The sequence below is a fragment of the uncultured Phascolarctobacterium sp. genome (assembly GCF_934190775.1).
Classification (GTDB): Bacteria; Bacillota; Negativicutes; order Acidaminococcales; family Acidaminococcaceae; genus Phascolarctobacterium_A.
Genome location: NZ_CAKPTG010000003.1, coordinates 97,796 through 114,485, shown reverse-complemented (window position 1 = coordinate 114,485; position 16,690 = coordinate 97,796). Strand labels below are relative to the sequence as shown.

The 16,690-nt window shown below is 39.3% G+C and carries 17 protein-coding genes; 2 read left to right on the top strand and 15 right to left on the bottom strand.

Features of this window, described 5'->3' with window-relative positions; translation table 11 throughout:
• Nucleotide 1: 1 nt before the first annotated feature.
• The 11 genes from Q0G26_RS02570 to Q0G26_RS02520 all read right to left on the bottom strand — a co-directional run bounded on the left by Q0G26_RS02570 (nucleotide 2) and on the right by Q0G26_RS02520 (nucleotide 10,772).
• Entirely contained in the window at nucleotides 2–3,250 is a 3,249-nt protein-coding gene (locus Q0G26_RS02570; RefSeq protein ID WP_293828310.1) for a hypothetical protein, read from the bottom strand.
• Nucleotides 3,250–3,477 (bottom strand): YdbC family protein, encoded by a 228-nt coding sequence (locus Q0G26_RS02565; protein ID WP_293828307.1) that lies wholly within the window; start codon nucleotides 3,475–3,477, stop codon nucleotides 3,250–3,252. The genes Q0G26_RS02570 and Q0G26_RS02565 overlap by 1 nt, the downstream gene beginning before the upstream one ends.
• Before the next feature lie 96 nt (nucleotides 3,478–3,573).
• Nucleotides 3,574–3,786: a helix-turn-helix transcriptional regulator gene (locus Q0G26_RS02560; protein ID WP_293828302.1), complete on the bottom strand. Its 213-nt coding sequence runs from the start codon at nucleotides 3,784–3,786 to the stop codon at nucleotides 3,574–3,576.
• Between the two features lie 291 nt (nucleotides 3,787–4,077).
• On the bottom strand, nucleotides 4,078–5,802 hold the full coding sequence (locus Q0G26_RS02555) for an N-6 DNA methylase (protein ID WP_293828300.1): 1,725 nt from the start codon (nucleotides 5,800–5,802) through the stop codon (nucleotides 4,078–4,080).
• Nucleotides 5,803–6,205: 403 nt separating this feature from the next.
• Nucleotides 6,206–6,355 (bottom strand): hypothetical protein, encoded by a 150-nt coding sequence (locus Q0G26_RS02550; RefSeq protein ID WP_293828298.1) that lies wholly within the window; start codon nucleotides 6,353–6,355, stop codon nucleotides 6,206–6,208.
• Nucleotides 6,356–6,447: 92 nt separating this feature from the next.
• Nucleotides 6,448–6,669 (bottom strand): hypothetical protein, encoded by a 222-nt coding sequence (locus Q0G26_RS02545; protein ID WP_293828295.1) that lies wholly within the window; start codon nucleotides 6,667–6,669, stop codon nucleotides 6,448–6,450.
• Between the two features lie 542 nt (nucleotides 6,670–7,211).
• On the bottom strand, nucleotides 7,212–8,351 hold the full coding sequence (locus Q0G26_RS02540) for a type II toxin-antitoxin system HipA family toxin (RefSeq protein ID WP_293828293.1): 1,140 nt from the start codon (nucleotides 8,349–8,351) through the stop codon (nucleotides 7,212–7,214).
• Entirely contained in the window at nucleotides 8,329–8,616 is a 288-nt protein-coding gene (locus Q0G26_RS02535) for a helix-turn-helix transcriptional regulator (protein WP_366517726.1), read from the bottom strand. The genes Q0G26_RS02540 and Q0G26_RS02535 overlap by 23 nt, the downstream gene beginning before the upstream one ends.
• 633 nt (nucleotides 8,617–9,249) lie before the next feature.
• Nucleotides 9,250–9,486, bottom strand: a complete 237-nt coding sequence (locus tag Q0G26_RS02530; protein WP_293828291.1) for a hypothetical protein — start codon at nucleotides 9,484–9,486, stop codon at nucleotides 9,250–9,252.
• 44 nt (nucleotides 9,487–9,530) lie between these two features.
• The gene (locus tag Q0G26_RS02525) at nucleotides 9,531–10,271 is read right to left on the bottom strand and encodes a ParA family protein (RefSeq protein WP_293828288.1); all 741 of its coding nucleotides are present in this window, start codon (nucleotides 10,269–10,271) and stop codon (nucleotides 9,531–9,533) included.
• A 129-nt stretch (nucleotides 10,272–10,400) separates the two neighbouring features.
• The gene (locus Q0G26_RS02520) at nucleotides 10,401–10,772 is read right to left on the bottom strand and encodes a hypothetical protein (protein WP_293828286.1); all 372 of its coding nucleotides are present in this window, start codon (nucleotides 10,770–10,772) and stop codon (nucleotides 10,401–10,403) included.
• A 143-nt stretch (nucleotides 10,773–10,915) separates the two neighbouring features.
• Between Q0G26_RS02520 and Q0G26_RS02515 the strand changes: the two genes are divergently transcribed.
• Nucleotides 10,916–11,389 carry a hypothetical protein gene (locus Q0G26_RS02515; protein WP_293828284.1) on the top strand — a complete coding sequence of 158 codons (474 nt, stop codon included), beginning with the start codon at nucleotides 10,916–10,918 and terminating at the stop codon, nucleotides 11,387–11,389.
• Between the two features lie 183 nt (nucleotides 11,390–11,572).
• On the opposite strand, the gene Q0G26_RS02510 is transcribed toward Q0G26_RS02515, so the two are convergent.
• The 4 genes from Q0G26_RS02510 to Q0G26_RS02495 form a co-directional block, all read right to left on the bottom strand.
• Nucleotides 11,573–12,283, bottom strand: coding sequence for a Fic family protein (locus Q0G26_RS02510; protein ID WP_293828282.1), 711 nt, complete (start codon nucleotides 12,281–12,283; stop codon nucleotides 11,573–11,575).
• Between the two features lie 5 nt (nucleotides 12,284–12,288).
• Complete coding sequence (locus tag Q0G26_RS02505) at nucleotides 12,289–12,648, bottom strand: helix-turn-helix domain-containing protein (protein ID WP_293828279.1); 360 nt, start codon at nucleotides 12,646–12,648, stop codon at nucleotides 12,289–12,291.
• Nucleotides 12,649–13,663: 1,015 nt separating this feature from the next.
• The gene (locus Q0G26_RS02500; protein ID WP_293828277.1) at nucleotides 13,664–14,110 is read right to left on the bottom strand and encodes a hypothetical protein; all 447 of its coding nucleotides are present in this window, start codon (nucleotides 14,108–14,110) and stop codon (nucleotides 13,664–13,666) included.
• A 58-nt stretch (nucleotides 14,111–14,168) separates the two neighbouring features.
• Nucleotides 14,169–14,357 carry a hypothetical protein gene (locus Q0G26_RS02495; protein WP_293828276.1) on the bottom strand — a complete coding sequence of 63 codons (189 nt, stop codon included), beginning with the start codon at nucleotides 14,355–14,357 and terminating at the stop codon, nucleotides 14,169–14,171.
• Between the two features lie 482 nt (nucleotides 14,358–14,839).
• Here Q0G26_RS02495 and Q0G26_RS02490 point away from each other — a divergent pair, with 482 nt between their 5' ends.
• Entirely contained in the window at nucleotides 14,840–16,096 is a 1,257-nt protein-coding gene (locus Q0G26_RS02490) for an ISL3 family transposase (protein WP_366517725.1), read from the top strand.
• Nucleotides 16,097–16,690: the final 594 nt, after the last annotated feature.

Sequence of the window (16,690 nt, the reverse complement as noted above, 5' to 3'; positions counted from 1 at the left end):
ATCAATCAGTGTCCTTCCTGTTTCTTTGTGCGTTTGCCTGAATAATGAGTGATTCAATGTTGGAGTATCTGCGTCTCGCAAGATATCCAGCATCACTCAGGAGCTGAAGTGCAGATGCCTTATTCAGCTCAATACTGCTTTTAGCAAGAAAATCCACGATGAAATCATCAAAAGTCTCAATTCCTGCTTTGCGTTTTACAATAGCACCTGCACATTCAGTGCCATTGTAGTTGCTATGCAAGAGCATATATTTCTGACTATACTCTGCAACATATTGCTCCAGCAGATAACTATTCCACGGGAAGCCGGCATACGGAAACACGCCAAAATTTGTAACTTCCGGAATAGATATATAGTCCTTTGAACAAACACGGTCAAGTGCCTCATCCGTTTCGGAAATAGAAAACTGTGCCCGATTCTTTGCAACAAATTGTTCTTTGCTGATTCGCAATGAGTTAGCGTACACAGAGTCAAAGTAAATTACTGTGGCAAGCTCGCTTGCAAGGGATTGAAGCTCTACCAATGTGAAACTATCATGCGTCTTGGCATAGCTTGTAAACACATCAGCCATGGACAACTCTTGACCAGTACGGCTAATAATATTTCCCTTGAACGAAAAGCGATCGCCAAATTTGTATTTCAATGCGTCCCGGAAGCCATAAACTGAGCAGAAGCTGTTGCTTTCGATGATGTAAGGATATTTGACCTTGATAGCATCATACAATTCATTGCCTCCGACAAATTCCTTTTCCTCGATGGAATAAGTAATGATAGCAGCGATGTCTTCTAACTCCTCATTAGAAAGAGCAACAGAACTTTCATGGAAGTATTCTCCCTTACCGTTATTAACGAACTCCGCATTACTTGCAAGAATAGACTTGATCTTGCTTTGAGGTAAATGCGACAATTCGGAAAACAATTTCTCGTAGGTCATTGGACGAGCGTGTTCCTTCAAGCACTCCCGAACCTCAGACAGCGGATCAATCTCAACAAAAGGCTTTTGAGAAAGATAACTTCTATTGAAAAACACACCGCTCATTCCCAGGTGCATCAGGTATGTACGGAGCATTTCTGCATCATGGATATGATAATCCAGAAATGCTTCAGAAAAATCGTTATAGATTGCCTGATAGTAGAGCGCATGTTTTCCATTTGCAAAACTCTCATTGATATATTGGAGCAGAGATTCACGCAGATCATCACTTAGCATTACATCAGGCAAGAATGCTTTTCTGTCATAAAGGAGACACATCTTCTTAATGTTCTGAGTAACTTGTTCATCAGAGTCTTCAAGCTCCATCCCATTGATGGTCGCATAATATCTCCGGAACTTTCTTAGCTCCAGTGAGGATTCCATACGAAACCCCTTTCTGAAATTCTCCTTGAGGACGGCTGAGTATTTCTCAATCCGAACAACTTGCTCGCTCCTGCCTGGCTCCGCCTTTACAGGTACACTTATTGATTCAGTGCCCAAGAAAAGCATGAATTTATTCAATGCAGCACGAAAGAGATTGTGCTGTCGGGTGTTATACCCCTGGAACTGCTCGTTTTCAAAAAGCAGCTTAATCGTAGCTTGTGCTTCTGCACGATTTTCTGTATAGAGCCTCCAGGACGAAAAATCGTGTTCTCTGGCAAATGCCTCACAGTTGTGGATTGCAGAAGAATAGCTACTACAACTCGCTTCTACCATCTTCTGTTCTTCCTTCAAAAAATGCGAAAATGTCGTCGCATTAATTGCACTATTGAACGCAGTTAACTGAGTCTTTACTGTTTTTTTACTTGCTGAAGGCGTGGTTTCCTTCTTTTTGTATTTGATTACAATGTTCTCATAATCCACACCACAAAGAACCAGCATGAACCCCATCTTTGCTACAATGTCACTTGCACTTATATTGGTTTCCAAAACAAAATCGGTTTGGGGAACAACCTTCGGAGCAATCATCAAATTGGAATCAGCAATCATGGCGAGCTCAATTCGACGATTACTCCGATTACTCTTAGTAAAAGACATACCCGGTTTGAACACATGAGGGTAGTCCTCAATCAGTGTAGCAGTGAAGTTGACATACAGTTCTGTCCAAGAAGAACCACTTGCTTTCTCTTCATCGAAATAGGTAAAGTAAATCGGCTTTGTGTACGCAAGATTATTGCGGTTATTGAAATCAACAACACCAAATTCCTCTTTATAAGCAGGTTCTGCTTCAACATGACTTTCTTCGTCTTGGACATCGGATACCGCATCCTGCTTCCGATCAGTGTATGCTACACTGTGATCGACAATGTCTGCCGAAAAGATATATTTATCATCAATAGGTTTTGACCAACTTGCGTTGTCAAGAATTTCTTCCACAACAGAAGGGCGAGCAATTCTTCCGATTTGAGTTTCAACCTCAGTGATTGAAACACCACTATTCGATTGGGAAGAAAGCTCTTGTAATGCATTGAACATTCTCTTGAAGATAATAGGATATTTTTGATGAAGACGATTATCCTCATCTGTCCTTGCCATAGAGATGGTGATGGGCTCTGTTTCGTTTCTATGTTCAGTCGGTTCGACACTCTTCTCGTCATTCAACCTCAAAGTGGACGAAGAAGTGATTTGTTCTACAGATTCTATTGCCTTATCAAGAAAACGACCTTCATAAATAAACTGAAGATAATACCTTCCCGCAGAAAGCGTTTTATCAAAAATCTTTCTGTGAGTAATCCTAAAAAACTTGTTTTGCTCAATAGTTCTTTGAACTTTGCGGATCATTAGTTCATCTGTGGTTTCAAAAAGCGGTTTCTGTAATACTTTTGTTTTTATACAGAAAGCCTCAATCTGGGCATAGCAAGGATACAGTGCAGAAAGTTTAGCAGGCGACACCTTCTTAGCAAGGTATTCAAAAAATTTTAATTCGACAGAGTTGTTTGCTGCCACCATGCCCTTTGCCTCCTTTAGCAGTTTTTCGTACTGTGAATAATCCGATTTACACATTTCTGCAACTTCAGAAAACAGCCTTGTTGCCGGCTTGAAAACGGTATATCCGCGATACGCCGACTCCATACTCTGTATCTGAAATGTAATTCCGTTAACATTTCGGAATAAGTTATCTATCTCCAGCCCACGGTTCTGAGCCATCTTTCTTAGATCTTCCGACACGCGTTTTACAACAGTTGAACTAGCCATTCCTTTTTGTTGTACATCAAGCACTCCTTCTAAAAGTAAAGCTGCTTCATATTTATCCCATGCCGGAGGCCTTGCTCCCATTACAAAAGTTCTCGAAGAACTGATTCAAGTTGAACCAATTCTTCTTTATTCAGAGTCACACCCTTACCCATTTTTTCGTGATTGGGATCCCAAGACCGAATGTCATATTTAGGTGGTGCTCCGTTATAGGAGACAAAGTTAAGTTCCTTTGTCCAACCACTCTTATCTGTTGAAAGAATGGCAATATGTTGTACAATCTCATACTCGAAAGAATCTCTTCTTGCCATAGTAAATGCCCCTTTCGCTAGCTCTCCTCATTTGTGAGTTGATGTTGTTATTCGCCATTTTTTCAACATCTATATATCACATTAAGCATCCAATAGTTAGGACTTATCATCTGGAACGAACTCCATAATATCATCCATCGAACAGTCTAAGGTTTTACAGATTCTTTCAAGCACATCAACAGTTACATTTTCACCTCTATAGAGCTTGCTTACTACGTAATGACTGACCTTTGCTTGCTCTTCCAAATCTTTCTTTTTCAAATCCTTGTCAATAAGCATTTTCCATAATTTTTTATAGCTGACTGCCATAGTATGAACCTCACCTCAATTATCAAATGGTATAAGAACTCTATCGTTTATTCTATCATAAAATCCTCGTCATTTCAACCAAAAGTGTTTGTTCGAACACTTTTGCTGCAACGTTTTACAATCTTGGGCAAGCAATGAGGCTGGGAAAAACCACCCTCTCAAAAAAACTCGATAGCTCTTCATTAGCTAAATCCACCTAATAGAAGCGATAGCTTTTTCTAAGGCACACTCGGAAAACTCCTTCATCAAGGCTTCAAAAAAATTCATACATCTGCATTTCATTTAACACGTTCACTCACCAGCCTTTCCGTTGTCAATTACATGGCGCAGTCTGTCCTTAGCATTCATGATTTTCAAATTCAAAATTTTCAATTCGTCAACAATGCTAAGATATTTTTCTGCTATTTCATTTTGTTCTTCCATATCAGGAACAGGTACAAGCATCTTTTTCAGACGTTCCAAGCTGATAACTTGCATTGCAACTCCGGTAAGCAATGCGCTCAAACCGGCTATGCCTTGTTCACTTTCAAGGTACGCTTTAAGATAAATCGGGTTAATTTTACTCGTATCGGCACGAAGAATAAGCAAGTTACCGACAGGTAAAACCTTAGTCCCGGCTTGTTCGTTAAACAATGCCACTTTAAACGGCGAACCATTACGCGACAAAATAATATCGTTGTCCTCCAACAGATATTTCTCGTATTTTTTATCAATGCAACTGATTTTAGGTAAACGATTGTCTACCATGCCATCATGTACTTCCGAAAGGCGCAAATAGTAATTCGTTGAAGCATCGTTTTCATCTACAGATAACTTATCTAATGCAGAAGCGGTGATTGCAACACTTCTTCCGAATCGTACAAGTTCTTCCAAAGGTTTTCCGTTTTTAATTGTATCTTCCGGCACAGCCAGAAAACGTGTAGGCAGCAAAGTATAGTCGCTTTTGCTGAGATCATCCACGGTAACGCATACGCTTTTTTCACCGGGATGATTATAAGCGTCAATAATCGCCTCAATGTTTTCTTCAGAAAACTCATTTTGACGTCTTCCGGGTGTAAACATATCAGAAGCATCAACCATCTTCACTTCTTTATTTCCCCTACTCAGCACTACCATTACAGGTTTTATACTCATATAAGAATACATTTTGGCTGGAAGAGCTATTACAGCCTCTACCAAACCATTATGTACTAAATACTTTCTAACCTCACGGTCCTGATTGGTAAACATGCAGCCTTCAGAAAAAAACGCCACAACTTTACCGTCCGGTGCAATATTGTCCAGAGCCAGCAAGCCACAAACCCAATCCGCTGCTGTACCGCTTCGCAAGAACGGGTAAATATCGCTGAGTTCAGGAAATTTATCGCTAAGCATTCTAACCCTTAAGCCAAAAGGGTGAGTACTGATAACGAAATCATAATCAGCTTTTCCACGCCCAGCAAGACAGTAATCAATAGGACTACGTCTGATTACTTCTATCTGAGCACCAAGTGCAAACGCTTTAAATTGGGAAATAAGTACTCCGTCACGACTTAATTCCAAGCCTGTAACAGCAAGGTTATTGTGCCGGCAAACAAGGCCGGTTAATGTATCACCGGAACCGGAATACAACTGCAATCCTTTGCCTGGTTCGGATTTGATACGCAAAAACCTTTCAGCAAGTTGATTTAAACTTGCCGGTAAGTTACACGAATTTGTTCTTGCGTCATTATCGGAAACGCTTAACAAGACTTGTAAAAAGTCTTCCGTTTCATACATTTCCAAAAGCTGTTTTACATCATCCCAAACCACGTCTACTTTCGTACAATTACGAATATCAGCTTTTATATTTTCAGGTAAAGATGCAATAGCTTCTCTATAGGTGACGATACCTGCTTGCAGACTGCTTGCTGCAAACAATACCAAAGTAATAGCAGCCTTATCCAAGGCAGTATAACCGGGCAGCAAAATTCTTAAGCCTTCCTCGATTTTCTTAGACAGATTTTCTGCTTGTTTACTAAATTCGTTATTTAACAATTAAAACACCTCCATAGCGTTCGCAAAAAGTTGGTCGCAACTTTCATTTATATTATAAGCATACCCCACTTTGTTGTCAATAGTTTTGTATAACTTTTTTCTATAAAGTTTTTAGAAACTATTTTCGAGGTGAGGTAATATTGCGTTTTGTCACTACCTTTCTACAAGCACTATCACCAATATGATTCAAAAATAAGCTATTAAACCACAAAGCAGGAGCCGCCGTACCTATGTACAGCAGCTCCTGCTTTTCATTCGAATCAATTTGTAACAATCTCAACCGTCTTACCCTTAAATGACACGCTATAACAAAAGCTCTAACATCTATTGAAAATGTACAAACAGACTTAAAATAACAGCTTTGTGAGATAGGGTACATATCATGACTTTAAGGCTTATGTTGTTATTTTATTGCGTTTTTAAGCATAAACCGAAGAACTAGATAGCCAAATAAAAGCTTGCCACCCGTATGCGTGCTAAGCAGTCCGCTATAAATAGCAAACAGCAGAAATCCCGCTGCGAGTACATCCGTTGCTTTAATGATGTCTTTCATGCTCTTCCCCCACCTTCGCTATTATACATTATATAACAGTTTAATAGTAAACTTCTATGCACATTTGCTAACATTAATCAAAACTAGGGCTTTTATTTTTTGTATTTTCCCTCAGCCAAATCACTTAAAGCCTGCTGGCACTCTTCTTTCGATACATGCTTTACTAATCTGGCAAACTCGCGAATCAGTTCCCATTCATCTGGAAACGCTCTCAGCTGATGCTGCGGACGCTGAACACTGACTTCCTTTGTTGTTCCTACCGGTCGCCCTGCTCCAGTACGTTTACCACCCCAAGTATTCTTTACCTCTTCCATATCTTTTACCTTCTTTCAAATCTTTTAATTCTCTTGCTCATCTTATGCTACTTTAATTATAGCATAAACATGAAAGTTTGCTATATCATTATTTTAAATTTAAACACAAAAAAAACTGATTGACTTCTGCAAGTTCAATCAGCATTTTTATTCTATATATTGTTCCAACATAATTTATGTTGGTGCCGCGGAACCGAACCATGACAAATCGAAACACATTAAACCCGTTCAAATATCCTTTGACTACAAATATTATAGCTCAAAACAAGCACTTTATTCAACTGAAATTCTATCAGGTTGTAAGAAATTCTCGCGGAGCCGACGTCTTTTCCGGCGCCTGCCTTGATACGGATTCACTTCAAAAAAGGATGAATCTGAAAACCCTGGTTTCTGCTTGTAACGGGAGCAGAAACGGTTTGAAGCTCATCCTTTTATTTTTATGCGTTCATGATATAATGAACCATCTCGTATAATATATTTGCAATTCAAAATCGCCACGTTTACAACGTAAATTTTGTTTCTTAAAATTTAAATATTAAACCTTAAAATCTTTTAGAAAGAATTTCTCCTAAATCATCTTCGACACAAGCCTGAACCTGCTGCGCTATATCTTCAGCCAGCTTTAGATTCATACTAAGATTCTTCGCAACTTCCAATATATCCTTCATGCCCGGATTTTTGCCATTACCAGCAACCGTTGTAGCATGCTCTCCGCCTATAGAATAACTATACGTCAAGTCATAGGCAGGCGATAAAAGCCATTTTTTCTCATCATCCGAATATATAAACGAAAAGTTTTTAGAATGATCGTCGCGGTTATGCGCAAAAACATTAAAGCACATTAACCTAAACAGTTTTTCAAGCTCCTGATAGTCCTTTGTCAACGTCAAAGTTAATTTTCCCAAGATAATATAATCAAGATTAGGAATCCTATGTGACGTTTCCAGAAGAGCACTTACCGAAACCATATGAATTCTTTTTTCACCTTCAGAAGTTTTCACGCGATCAAATCTTTTTGTACCGAAGTAACCCTCACAACGCGCCGAAGGAAACAAATGCGTTTCTGACATACTTATCCCACATTTTCTGGCACAAAGAGAATACTTGTACTCCTGCAAGCCTATATCCGGTTTATCCATAGAAGCAGGAAACTTTATAATCCAATTTTCTCCATCAACCTCTGTAAGTATTTTAGGTCTTGCACCACCTGAAGAGCCACCTAAAGAAAACAGTTCATCAATATTATCATTATACTCAGAAGACAGTATCAAACTGCACTCTTCAGCCAGCTTATCCAAATCAGCAAAACCGCTTTTCTCAGAAATATTATACTCAGGCTCATAAGACAAAGCGCCCATACCGGATGCGCCGACAATCGCCAAACGCTCAAGATTACCTACACTATGGGGATTTATTTTGTTTTTCAGTAATAAACGATCCAGCAGCAGTCTGCCCCATCCATCAGGCAAGCTGTCTGCAAAAACGCCAAACAAACCATCAAAAGGCTCTTGCTTAGCAATAAAAGGCTCTTCTCTTAAAGGCAGCGAAAAAGGACTTATAGAAAATCCATTACTCAACCATTCCGGATCATAAGCAAAAGCGGTCAGATAACGCTGATACCTAATTATATAGCCTACCAGCTTACCATTATAAGATACCTTAACCTTGTTGATTTCTTTCATTTTCTATCTCCTCAAGTGACAAATAAGGCACGTTGCTGAAAAGCTGCTTCAGCTCTTGTTCAACATTCAATGCGATAGCAATTTTAGTCAGAGATAATAAGGAAATTTCACCTGTACTCTCAAAGCGCTTCACAGATCCTAAGCTTACTCCTGATTTCTCACTTAATTTAACCTGTGAAATTTTGCGCCGTTTACGTACAGTACGAACGCGAGCTGCAATTCCTTTGTTAATCTCATCTGGGGTAGCTTCCAAAAAATCAAACATATCCATAGCTAATATTTTATCTTAAAAGCATTCTTTTTGCAAGTTTCAACTAATATATTAGCTATTGTATTTGACAGTTACCAAGCTAGAAAACTGCACCGCTCCTCCGTCGACAGCTTTGTTCACCTAAAAAAGATGAGCCTGCCATCCCTGGTTCCTGTTCGTGACGGGAGCAGCCACGGCTTAAAGCTCATCCTTTTATTTTGCAACTATGACATACTGCTTTACTTAGCAATAACACTTATCTACCTATATTTTATTATGAAATAATTAAAAGCTAAACCAAGTACTTTACGTTAATATAAGCAGCCTTTGTTCCACGTCGCTCTCCAGCGCCTATACTCTACTTCTTATGCGTGCAATTAGAACTAGCATATAATTTCATACAGCCTGAACAAGAGGTTAAAGTACTGTCTTTGTAAAAGCATCAGCCAATTCCCTCATATTATGGAGCATAAAACCTAAATAACTCCTAAACTTTTTCAAAGAAGAAATAATACGCCAAAAAGCTGCCTGCTGCTCAACAGCCGGCAGCTTTTGTCGTAGAAGGATTTATTGAAAAGTTTAAGTTAGAATGAACGAACCAGCAAATGCAAAAAAATGAGTAGCTTTTACTCATTTTCTAAGTAAAAGCTACTCATCCAGCTCTTTATGCACCAAGCTCAGGATAAAAGCATTCTTTGAAAGCCCTCTTTCTTTGGCGGCTACCTCGATTCTTTTAAACAAAGCATCTGGAGCAGAAACTGTAATTCTTCTGCTACCCTCCTTTTGTAAGCATTCCTCCTTTCTGTTCATGAAGAAGCCTGTAACCTTGTCTTTAGCCGAGGTTTTCTTCTCTGCCTTTTTTAAACTGCTTGCAAAGTCCCCCATAAAATCTCCTCCAACACGCTATCAGCTGTTCACCTGCTACACAACTAAATCTCTAATAATTCATTCACAAAATTGCGATAGTCAAGAGCAGCGTTACACCTCGGTGCATATTCCAGCAAACTCGTCTTCAGCATCTGCGCCTCCTTCACCTTTTGGCACTGCCTGATTTTAGATGTAAACAGCCTGATATGCTTACTATCTGCAAGCCTTTGATACTGCTCTGCAACCAGTCTGTCCAGCACATATCTTTTTTTGCTCATAGTAATCAAGATACCGGCGACTGCCAATTTTTTATTTTGCTGTCTAACAGTATCAATGGTATTAAGGACATCCCTGATAGCCAAATCACAAAAATCGCCTAGAACCGCCGGAATAACAACCAAGTCACTAGCTACCAGAGCATTAACAGACAGCGACGACAATGCCGGTGCCGTATCAATAATCACATAATCAAAATACCCGCTGACCGGCGCCAGCACCTTTGCCAGCGCATTGCTTCCCAAGGCAGCCTGCAGCGCAAACAGGGATCTGTCAGCAGGCAACAGTCCCAAACCAGCTTCAGTTCTCAAGATAGCATCCTTAATATTAGTTTTTCCGGTAAGCACATCGGCAACAGGGCACTTAGGCTTATCTACTGCAAGCCCGTGCGTCAGGTTGCGCTGCGGATCAAAATCAACCAGCAGTACATCATATCCACGCTGCTGCAAAATTTCTGCAGTAATAACCGCAGATGTAGTCTTGGCAACTCCGCCCTTTTGGATATTAAAAGAAATCGTTTTAGTCATATTAAACCTCCAAATGTGTTAAAACTACTCAATTTCTACTTAAATTCTACTCAATTTTTACTCATTGAGGACATTATAGCACCCAAAAGGTTAACAAAAAGTTATTCGCTTTGCCAACATTTTTCCGTTCTAGGAGTCACTTCTCGCCTTCCTCTTCAATTCTCTCAGTGCGATTGACATACCATCAATTAAAGCCTCCCTGCTGATATGATTCTCATACATTACCATAACCAGCTTAACAATTTCCATCGCATTATTCACGCCCACGAACAGCTCAATTGTGTCGTAGTAGCTTTGCTTGCCATCGCCAAACACATCATGGTAGTTCACCAGCAAATCTACACTGTAGCATTCAAGGCGTCTCTCTTTAAGCCTCATAGCGAGTGCATACGCTGTACCAAACACAGCATCCTGCACATTTTCATAAGCCTGTCCCTCAGGAAACCTTACCGTTTTAACCAATGCCCTCGGAATTACTTCAAAAGCATGCTTTTTCTGCATTTTTCTCACCCTTTCAACAAATCACACGTACACCTATCATTATATGCTGCATTCATAGCATTTTTAAGCAAACAACACGCGAAATCCTTAGAGGCCTCAGCTTTCGCTTTACATAGATAATAAATTTTTTCAAGGAGTATCCCATGAACCTAACCTATGACGTTATTATAAACCGAACACCCTATGGTCTTATTGCAAGCGTTCCTGCCCTAGATTTACGCATCATCCATAATGACAAGGAACTGAACGACTGCCTTGCGCAGCACTCTGCTATGTCCCTCAAAGACTTCTTCGCACTCTACTCCGACACCTTCTTAGTCAGCCTCAGCAGCAGAATAGAAGAAGAAATCTATTGGCTCGCTAAGTACATTCTAGATGCAGAAGGCTATATTCCTTATACCAACGTTGAACATAAAAGCGCCGATAAAGAGCATTGCTCTATCAGGATAACTACTGCTATCGAAAGAGGAAAAACTCCTCGAGTTGACCTTAAAATCGTCAAATCGATGCTCAAAAAAATCCGCATCAGGCATAACCCCAAGCTTGAGCATGATCCATACAACGGCTATCTTAAGCTCAGAAAGCTCAAGCGTAACCGCAAGCCAAAGCAACCCTAAAGCAAATTTCATATTCGGCCTTAAGGCTTAACCACTAACCCTCATACTGAACAGCAAAAAGGCTGACGCCTTGCGTAAATGCGAAGCGTCAGCCTTTGTTGATTTTGTCCATACTTATACAATTTTCACTAGGAACTATAATATATAGGCAAAAGCTTCTGCGCACGCAGCACAATACATTGCCTACTTTTTAACAGAATACTTTGCTTTGAATGCATCATAATCCGACTTTGCAATTCTATAGCTCTCTTTATTCTCAGAATTACTTTTTACAGATTCATGAGCATTCTTAATTCCCAATATAGCGTCAGTTATAATACGAGTAAGGTACTCCTTTTGTTCATAATTCGCCATCACTAAAGAATCTCTGACGTACATTGGGTTATTTCTGATTAACTCAATATGAAACTCTATATTGTGAGCTTGCAAATAGTGCCATAAAAATGTCACGCAGGTTCTTGTATTTCCTTCTCGAAATGGGTGAATACTCCACAATTCTACAAGAAAATCTACTACTATTGAAGGCAAAGCTTTATCTTCTTTATTCCAGTCAATCTTAGCATATTTGTCAAAAAAAGCTTTAAGCTTTGCCTCTATATCTTTGTAATCAGCATATTCTGCTGAACCACCTGCTAAAACCCTTTCGCTCTTATACAAATTTTCATCACGAAAAAGTCCTGCCCAATTATATAAATCTAAAAATAAATACCTGTGTATAGCAATCAGATGCTGAATATCAAACGTTGCCTCTATTCGCTCCGGTCTGATATCCAAACCTAAAAGCTTGACAGTAACCTTTTGTATTTCTAGCTTTTCAAGTAAAGCTTTATCATGTATATTGTAATTATTGATTAAGACATCACTATTAGGATAGCAATATTTTCCATTATCCATATACCTTACGCTCCTATGTACTCAAGACGATTAACCTTGTTTTCGATTTCGCTAAGAGTCAGCTTACCATTAATATATAACTCAAGCGCATTCATAAACTCTTCATTAGGCCCTTCTGTAGCAGTAAGAACTACAGCCAATGCACGTTCAACACTTTTTCTTCTTTTTTCACACTCATCAACATAATTACTGTCAATGATAATTCCCTTATATTCTAAAATCGTTTCTATCATATCCACCACATAACTCGGAGGATTGCGTCTACCATGCTCCCAATCCTTTACTGTTGCAGCAGGAATACCAAACATTGCTGCAAATTTATTCTGACTCAGTCCGGTGCATTCTCTAAGCTCACGTATGCTCACAAAAATCATCTCCTTATCATCTATTCTATAATATATTATAAGGCATTGCCTACTGTTTTTCAATATCACAGAGCCCTCCTCCTGATATCTATTGTCTACCAAAAAAATCAACGCTGATTGCTACGAATATCTTCAAACAATTTCTCTTCTGCCAATGCAAAAAGGCAACGCGCAACTTTTTTTCCACGATTAACTCACGCAGATATGCTATACTTTATTCATCGGTTGAACACCGACACGCTCCTTGAAAACTGTTTTGACAAATATATCGTATAACTCGGTGCACTAAAGGATTGTCAATCCCTCCGAGAATACCGGAAGCTGTGACCAGGCTGCCTGCAGGATACTGCGGCAGTGAGGTTTCTGTTGCTCCGCGAGGACTGATGGAGAAGCCCAAAAGGCAACACAGAACGGTATGTGCGGATCTTGGTGCCGATTAAAGCTCGAAGGATTCTGGCAGCGACAATAGACGCTAGCTCGAAAGGCTAGAAAAATCCGTGAAACCTGCAGCAGGGATGCTGCAGCGAACTTAGCGGAAACTCCGAACCAAGCTGTTGGTAGTGAAGCGGAGAAATCCGTGTATAACAGAATTCTGAGGAAAAAGTAGCTCAATACCCAAAGTTATACTGGTCTTGAAAACCAGAGATAGAAAACATTTTTCTGAAAGATGGGTGAAATTTGTTGGTAACCATTCCCGCGGCAGGCAAAAGGGGCAGGAAGCTTAGGGTCGCTCCCAAAGGCTCAGACCTGTCTTCTGCGTGGCTGAAGAAATCGGAAACCGTAGATTGCGTAAGGCGAAGGTCTATATGATATATTTGTCAAAGCGGTTTGTCATTTGGGCATAACCAAACGCAGCTATTAGCAAGCTTCATGCTTGTGTAATAGCTGCGCTTTTTTGTTGCCACGTATCATTGCAGGTTATCTGCCAGAGCTTACGCTCGCGGCAATGGAACTGCTAATACCTCCTGCGGTACACTTTTACGTGCTACTGCTAAGGCCACATTTGATATCAAAATCAGCTTTGATATTTTTCAAGATTATCTAGCATTGTTTTAATTATACCATCAAATGTAGAATCGAATTCTTCTTTTCTTATTTTAAATTCAAATCCACTTATACTATTCCCAAACGATTTAGTTTTCTTCTCTCTTTCAGGCATGCTAATTCTATATAACATTTTTTCATCATCATAAGTTATTTGAACAACATAATGTGCATCAAAAAACTTATTCCAAGTCTTATATTTTGTAAATATAAAAGCATTGCATTTTTCTTTATCACTCTTATACTCTGATAAGCTTAAAGCCATTGCGTCTTCAACAGACTTTTTCAGACATGATACATCTGTAATATCAGTAATGTTCCCAATAGCTTCGCCAAATCCAATTTTATTAGTATGATACACCCAAATAGAAAGTCTATAAGTTTTGCGTTCAATATATATCTCCAATATTCCCTTCATAATTTCGCCTCCTCGTATTACAACCATACTACCTTGTTAGTACAAAGTCAAACTCCCCTCACTCCAAGCACCTCTCTGCCAGCTCTTTCAGCGTATAAGCATCAAGCTGCTCAAAGAAAAAGGCTCTCTGCGAATGCAAGGGCAGCGACTTGCTTACTGCCAGATTGTACTCTGCACCTTTCGCAAAATCCATTGCAATAAGCTCAAGTTGCTCGCGCCAAAGCGCTGAGGCTCTGTCAAAAAGCATAGCTTCGACCTCCCTGCTGTCACAACCTTACTTTAAATATTATTTTAGCGCCAACTCGTGTTTTTAGCAAATTTTAGACTGGAGATGTAAAAAGGCGCAGCTACCAGCACGCCTTCATGCATGTGTAATAGCTGCGCTTTTTTTTGCATTAGTCCATTACTTGTGGTTGGGTCGACCTTGTCCAATTTTTGTGCTCGATTATGACCTGGTACATTTTGTGGTTTCGCTAGTACATTCTTGTGCTCGAGCTAGTCCAAATCTGTGGGTCAACCTAGTACAACTTTTGTGGTCATAGGCAAAAATTCCCTGTTCAACAAAAAACAATAATGGCTTGTACAGACTAAAATTTCTGCACAAGCCACATCTAAACAAATAAATCCTCCTTCGTTAAAATAGTAATTGCCTATATTACTAAGACGAAGGAGGACTTTTTATCTATGCGTCAGTTTATCACAAATATGCTTAACATTCAATAGGATAAGATTGAGGAACTACAAACCATTGCGCAGTCCGACGGCTCAATCATTATTAATCTTAAGCTAAAGGTTACCTCTAAGATTTGTCCGTTCTGTTCCGGACCTGTAAAAATTCATGGTTACTACCCCAGAACTCTTACACACTCTACACTGGTAAACCGTAAATGTAGCATTGTTTATTGCCAAAGAAGATTCATTTGCCCCAAGTGTTCTTATTCTTTTAACGAACACAATCCCTTTACTAAAGCCAATGACGGACTAACTCACGAAACTAAAATTAATATTTTGAAAGATTTAAAGCACCCTGAAGACACTTATACCAGTGTTGCTGAACGATACCATGTTTCCAAAGCTACTGTTCTAAGATTATTTGAGAAACACGTAGATATTATGTGTAAGCCTTTACCAATGGTATTATCCATGGATGAGCACTATTTTCCTGAATCTGATATGGATTCTCTTTATTGCTGTCTGCTCATGAATTTTATTACAGGTGAAGTAATAGATGTACTTCCTACACGCAGAAAGCATTACCTTATTGATTATTTTACCTCTATCCGTGGAGATATTCAGAATTACACTCTCAAACGCAGTGAACTTAACAATGTAAAGTATATATCTATGGATCTGTATGACAACTTTAGGGATATTGCACAGCTATATTTCCCAGATGCTATTGTTTGTGCAGACAGCTTTCATGTAATCAAACACCTTACAGATGATTTTAATAAGATTAGACTAAGATGTGCCAGAAATACTGAAAACCATACTCATGAGTATCTTCTCAGAAAATTTAATTTCGTATTTCACCATACTACAGACTTAGATAATGAACCCAAATACAATAAAGCCTTAGGCCGCTATGTTAATTTAAGAGATATCCGAGACTTACTGTTTGCTCAATTTCCAGAGTTGGAAATTGCTTATAACTTAAAAGAATTGTACCTGAAATTTAATCAGAGTGGAGAATATTACAAAGCTTCCGGCAGTCTCGAAGACAACTATGAGTTACTTAAGAACAGGTTTGGCGACTCCGGAATACCTGAATACAATGAATTTTATGGCCTCCTCGTTAATTGGAAACAAGAAATACTAAACTCATTTACAGCGATTAATGGTAGGCGCATAAATAACAGTTACATTGAATCGAAGAACAGAATTCTGAAGAAACTTATTATAAATGCCAATGGCTTTAGAAATTTTAAGCGAACCCATAACCGAATCCTTTATTGTCTCAACAAATACGATAAATTCACTCTTTAAAAACAAAAATGGCTGGTGCAATACGCTCCAGCCATTGAAAACCCAATAGCATGGACTAGGTCGACCACAAAATTTGGACTAGCCCAACCCACATATTGTAATAGGTTCACCACAACTGTGAACTAGGTCGACCCACACTCATGTAACAGCCCGACCCACAAATTTGGACCAATGCCTTAAAGCCTAACCACTACTTTTGCCATAGCGAAACCACAAAATCTGTTAAGGCCTAACCACACAAACGTTAGAGCTCATACCACAACTTTTGGGGGACACCCGTATTTAGTCCATGTTCTTTCTACTGCCAAAAAAATAGACCTGTCTCAAAAGGACAGCGTTGATTTGCTGCTACCAGAAAATGCACCAGCTGAATGCAGCGTAAATTTTACGAAATAAAGATTTATACTAGGACCGCCATGCGGTCCTGATTCTTTTCATACCCGGTAGATTTGACGCTTACGTTAAAATGTTTAGCAATAAAGTTTCAGCTTAAGATAGGGAAATTCCCTTGCTGAAAACAGGGAATTTATTCGCTCTTTTTGAGGAATTTGGGTTGACAAAATACAACCGATGAAACCGGTGGCACCAGTTACC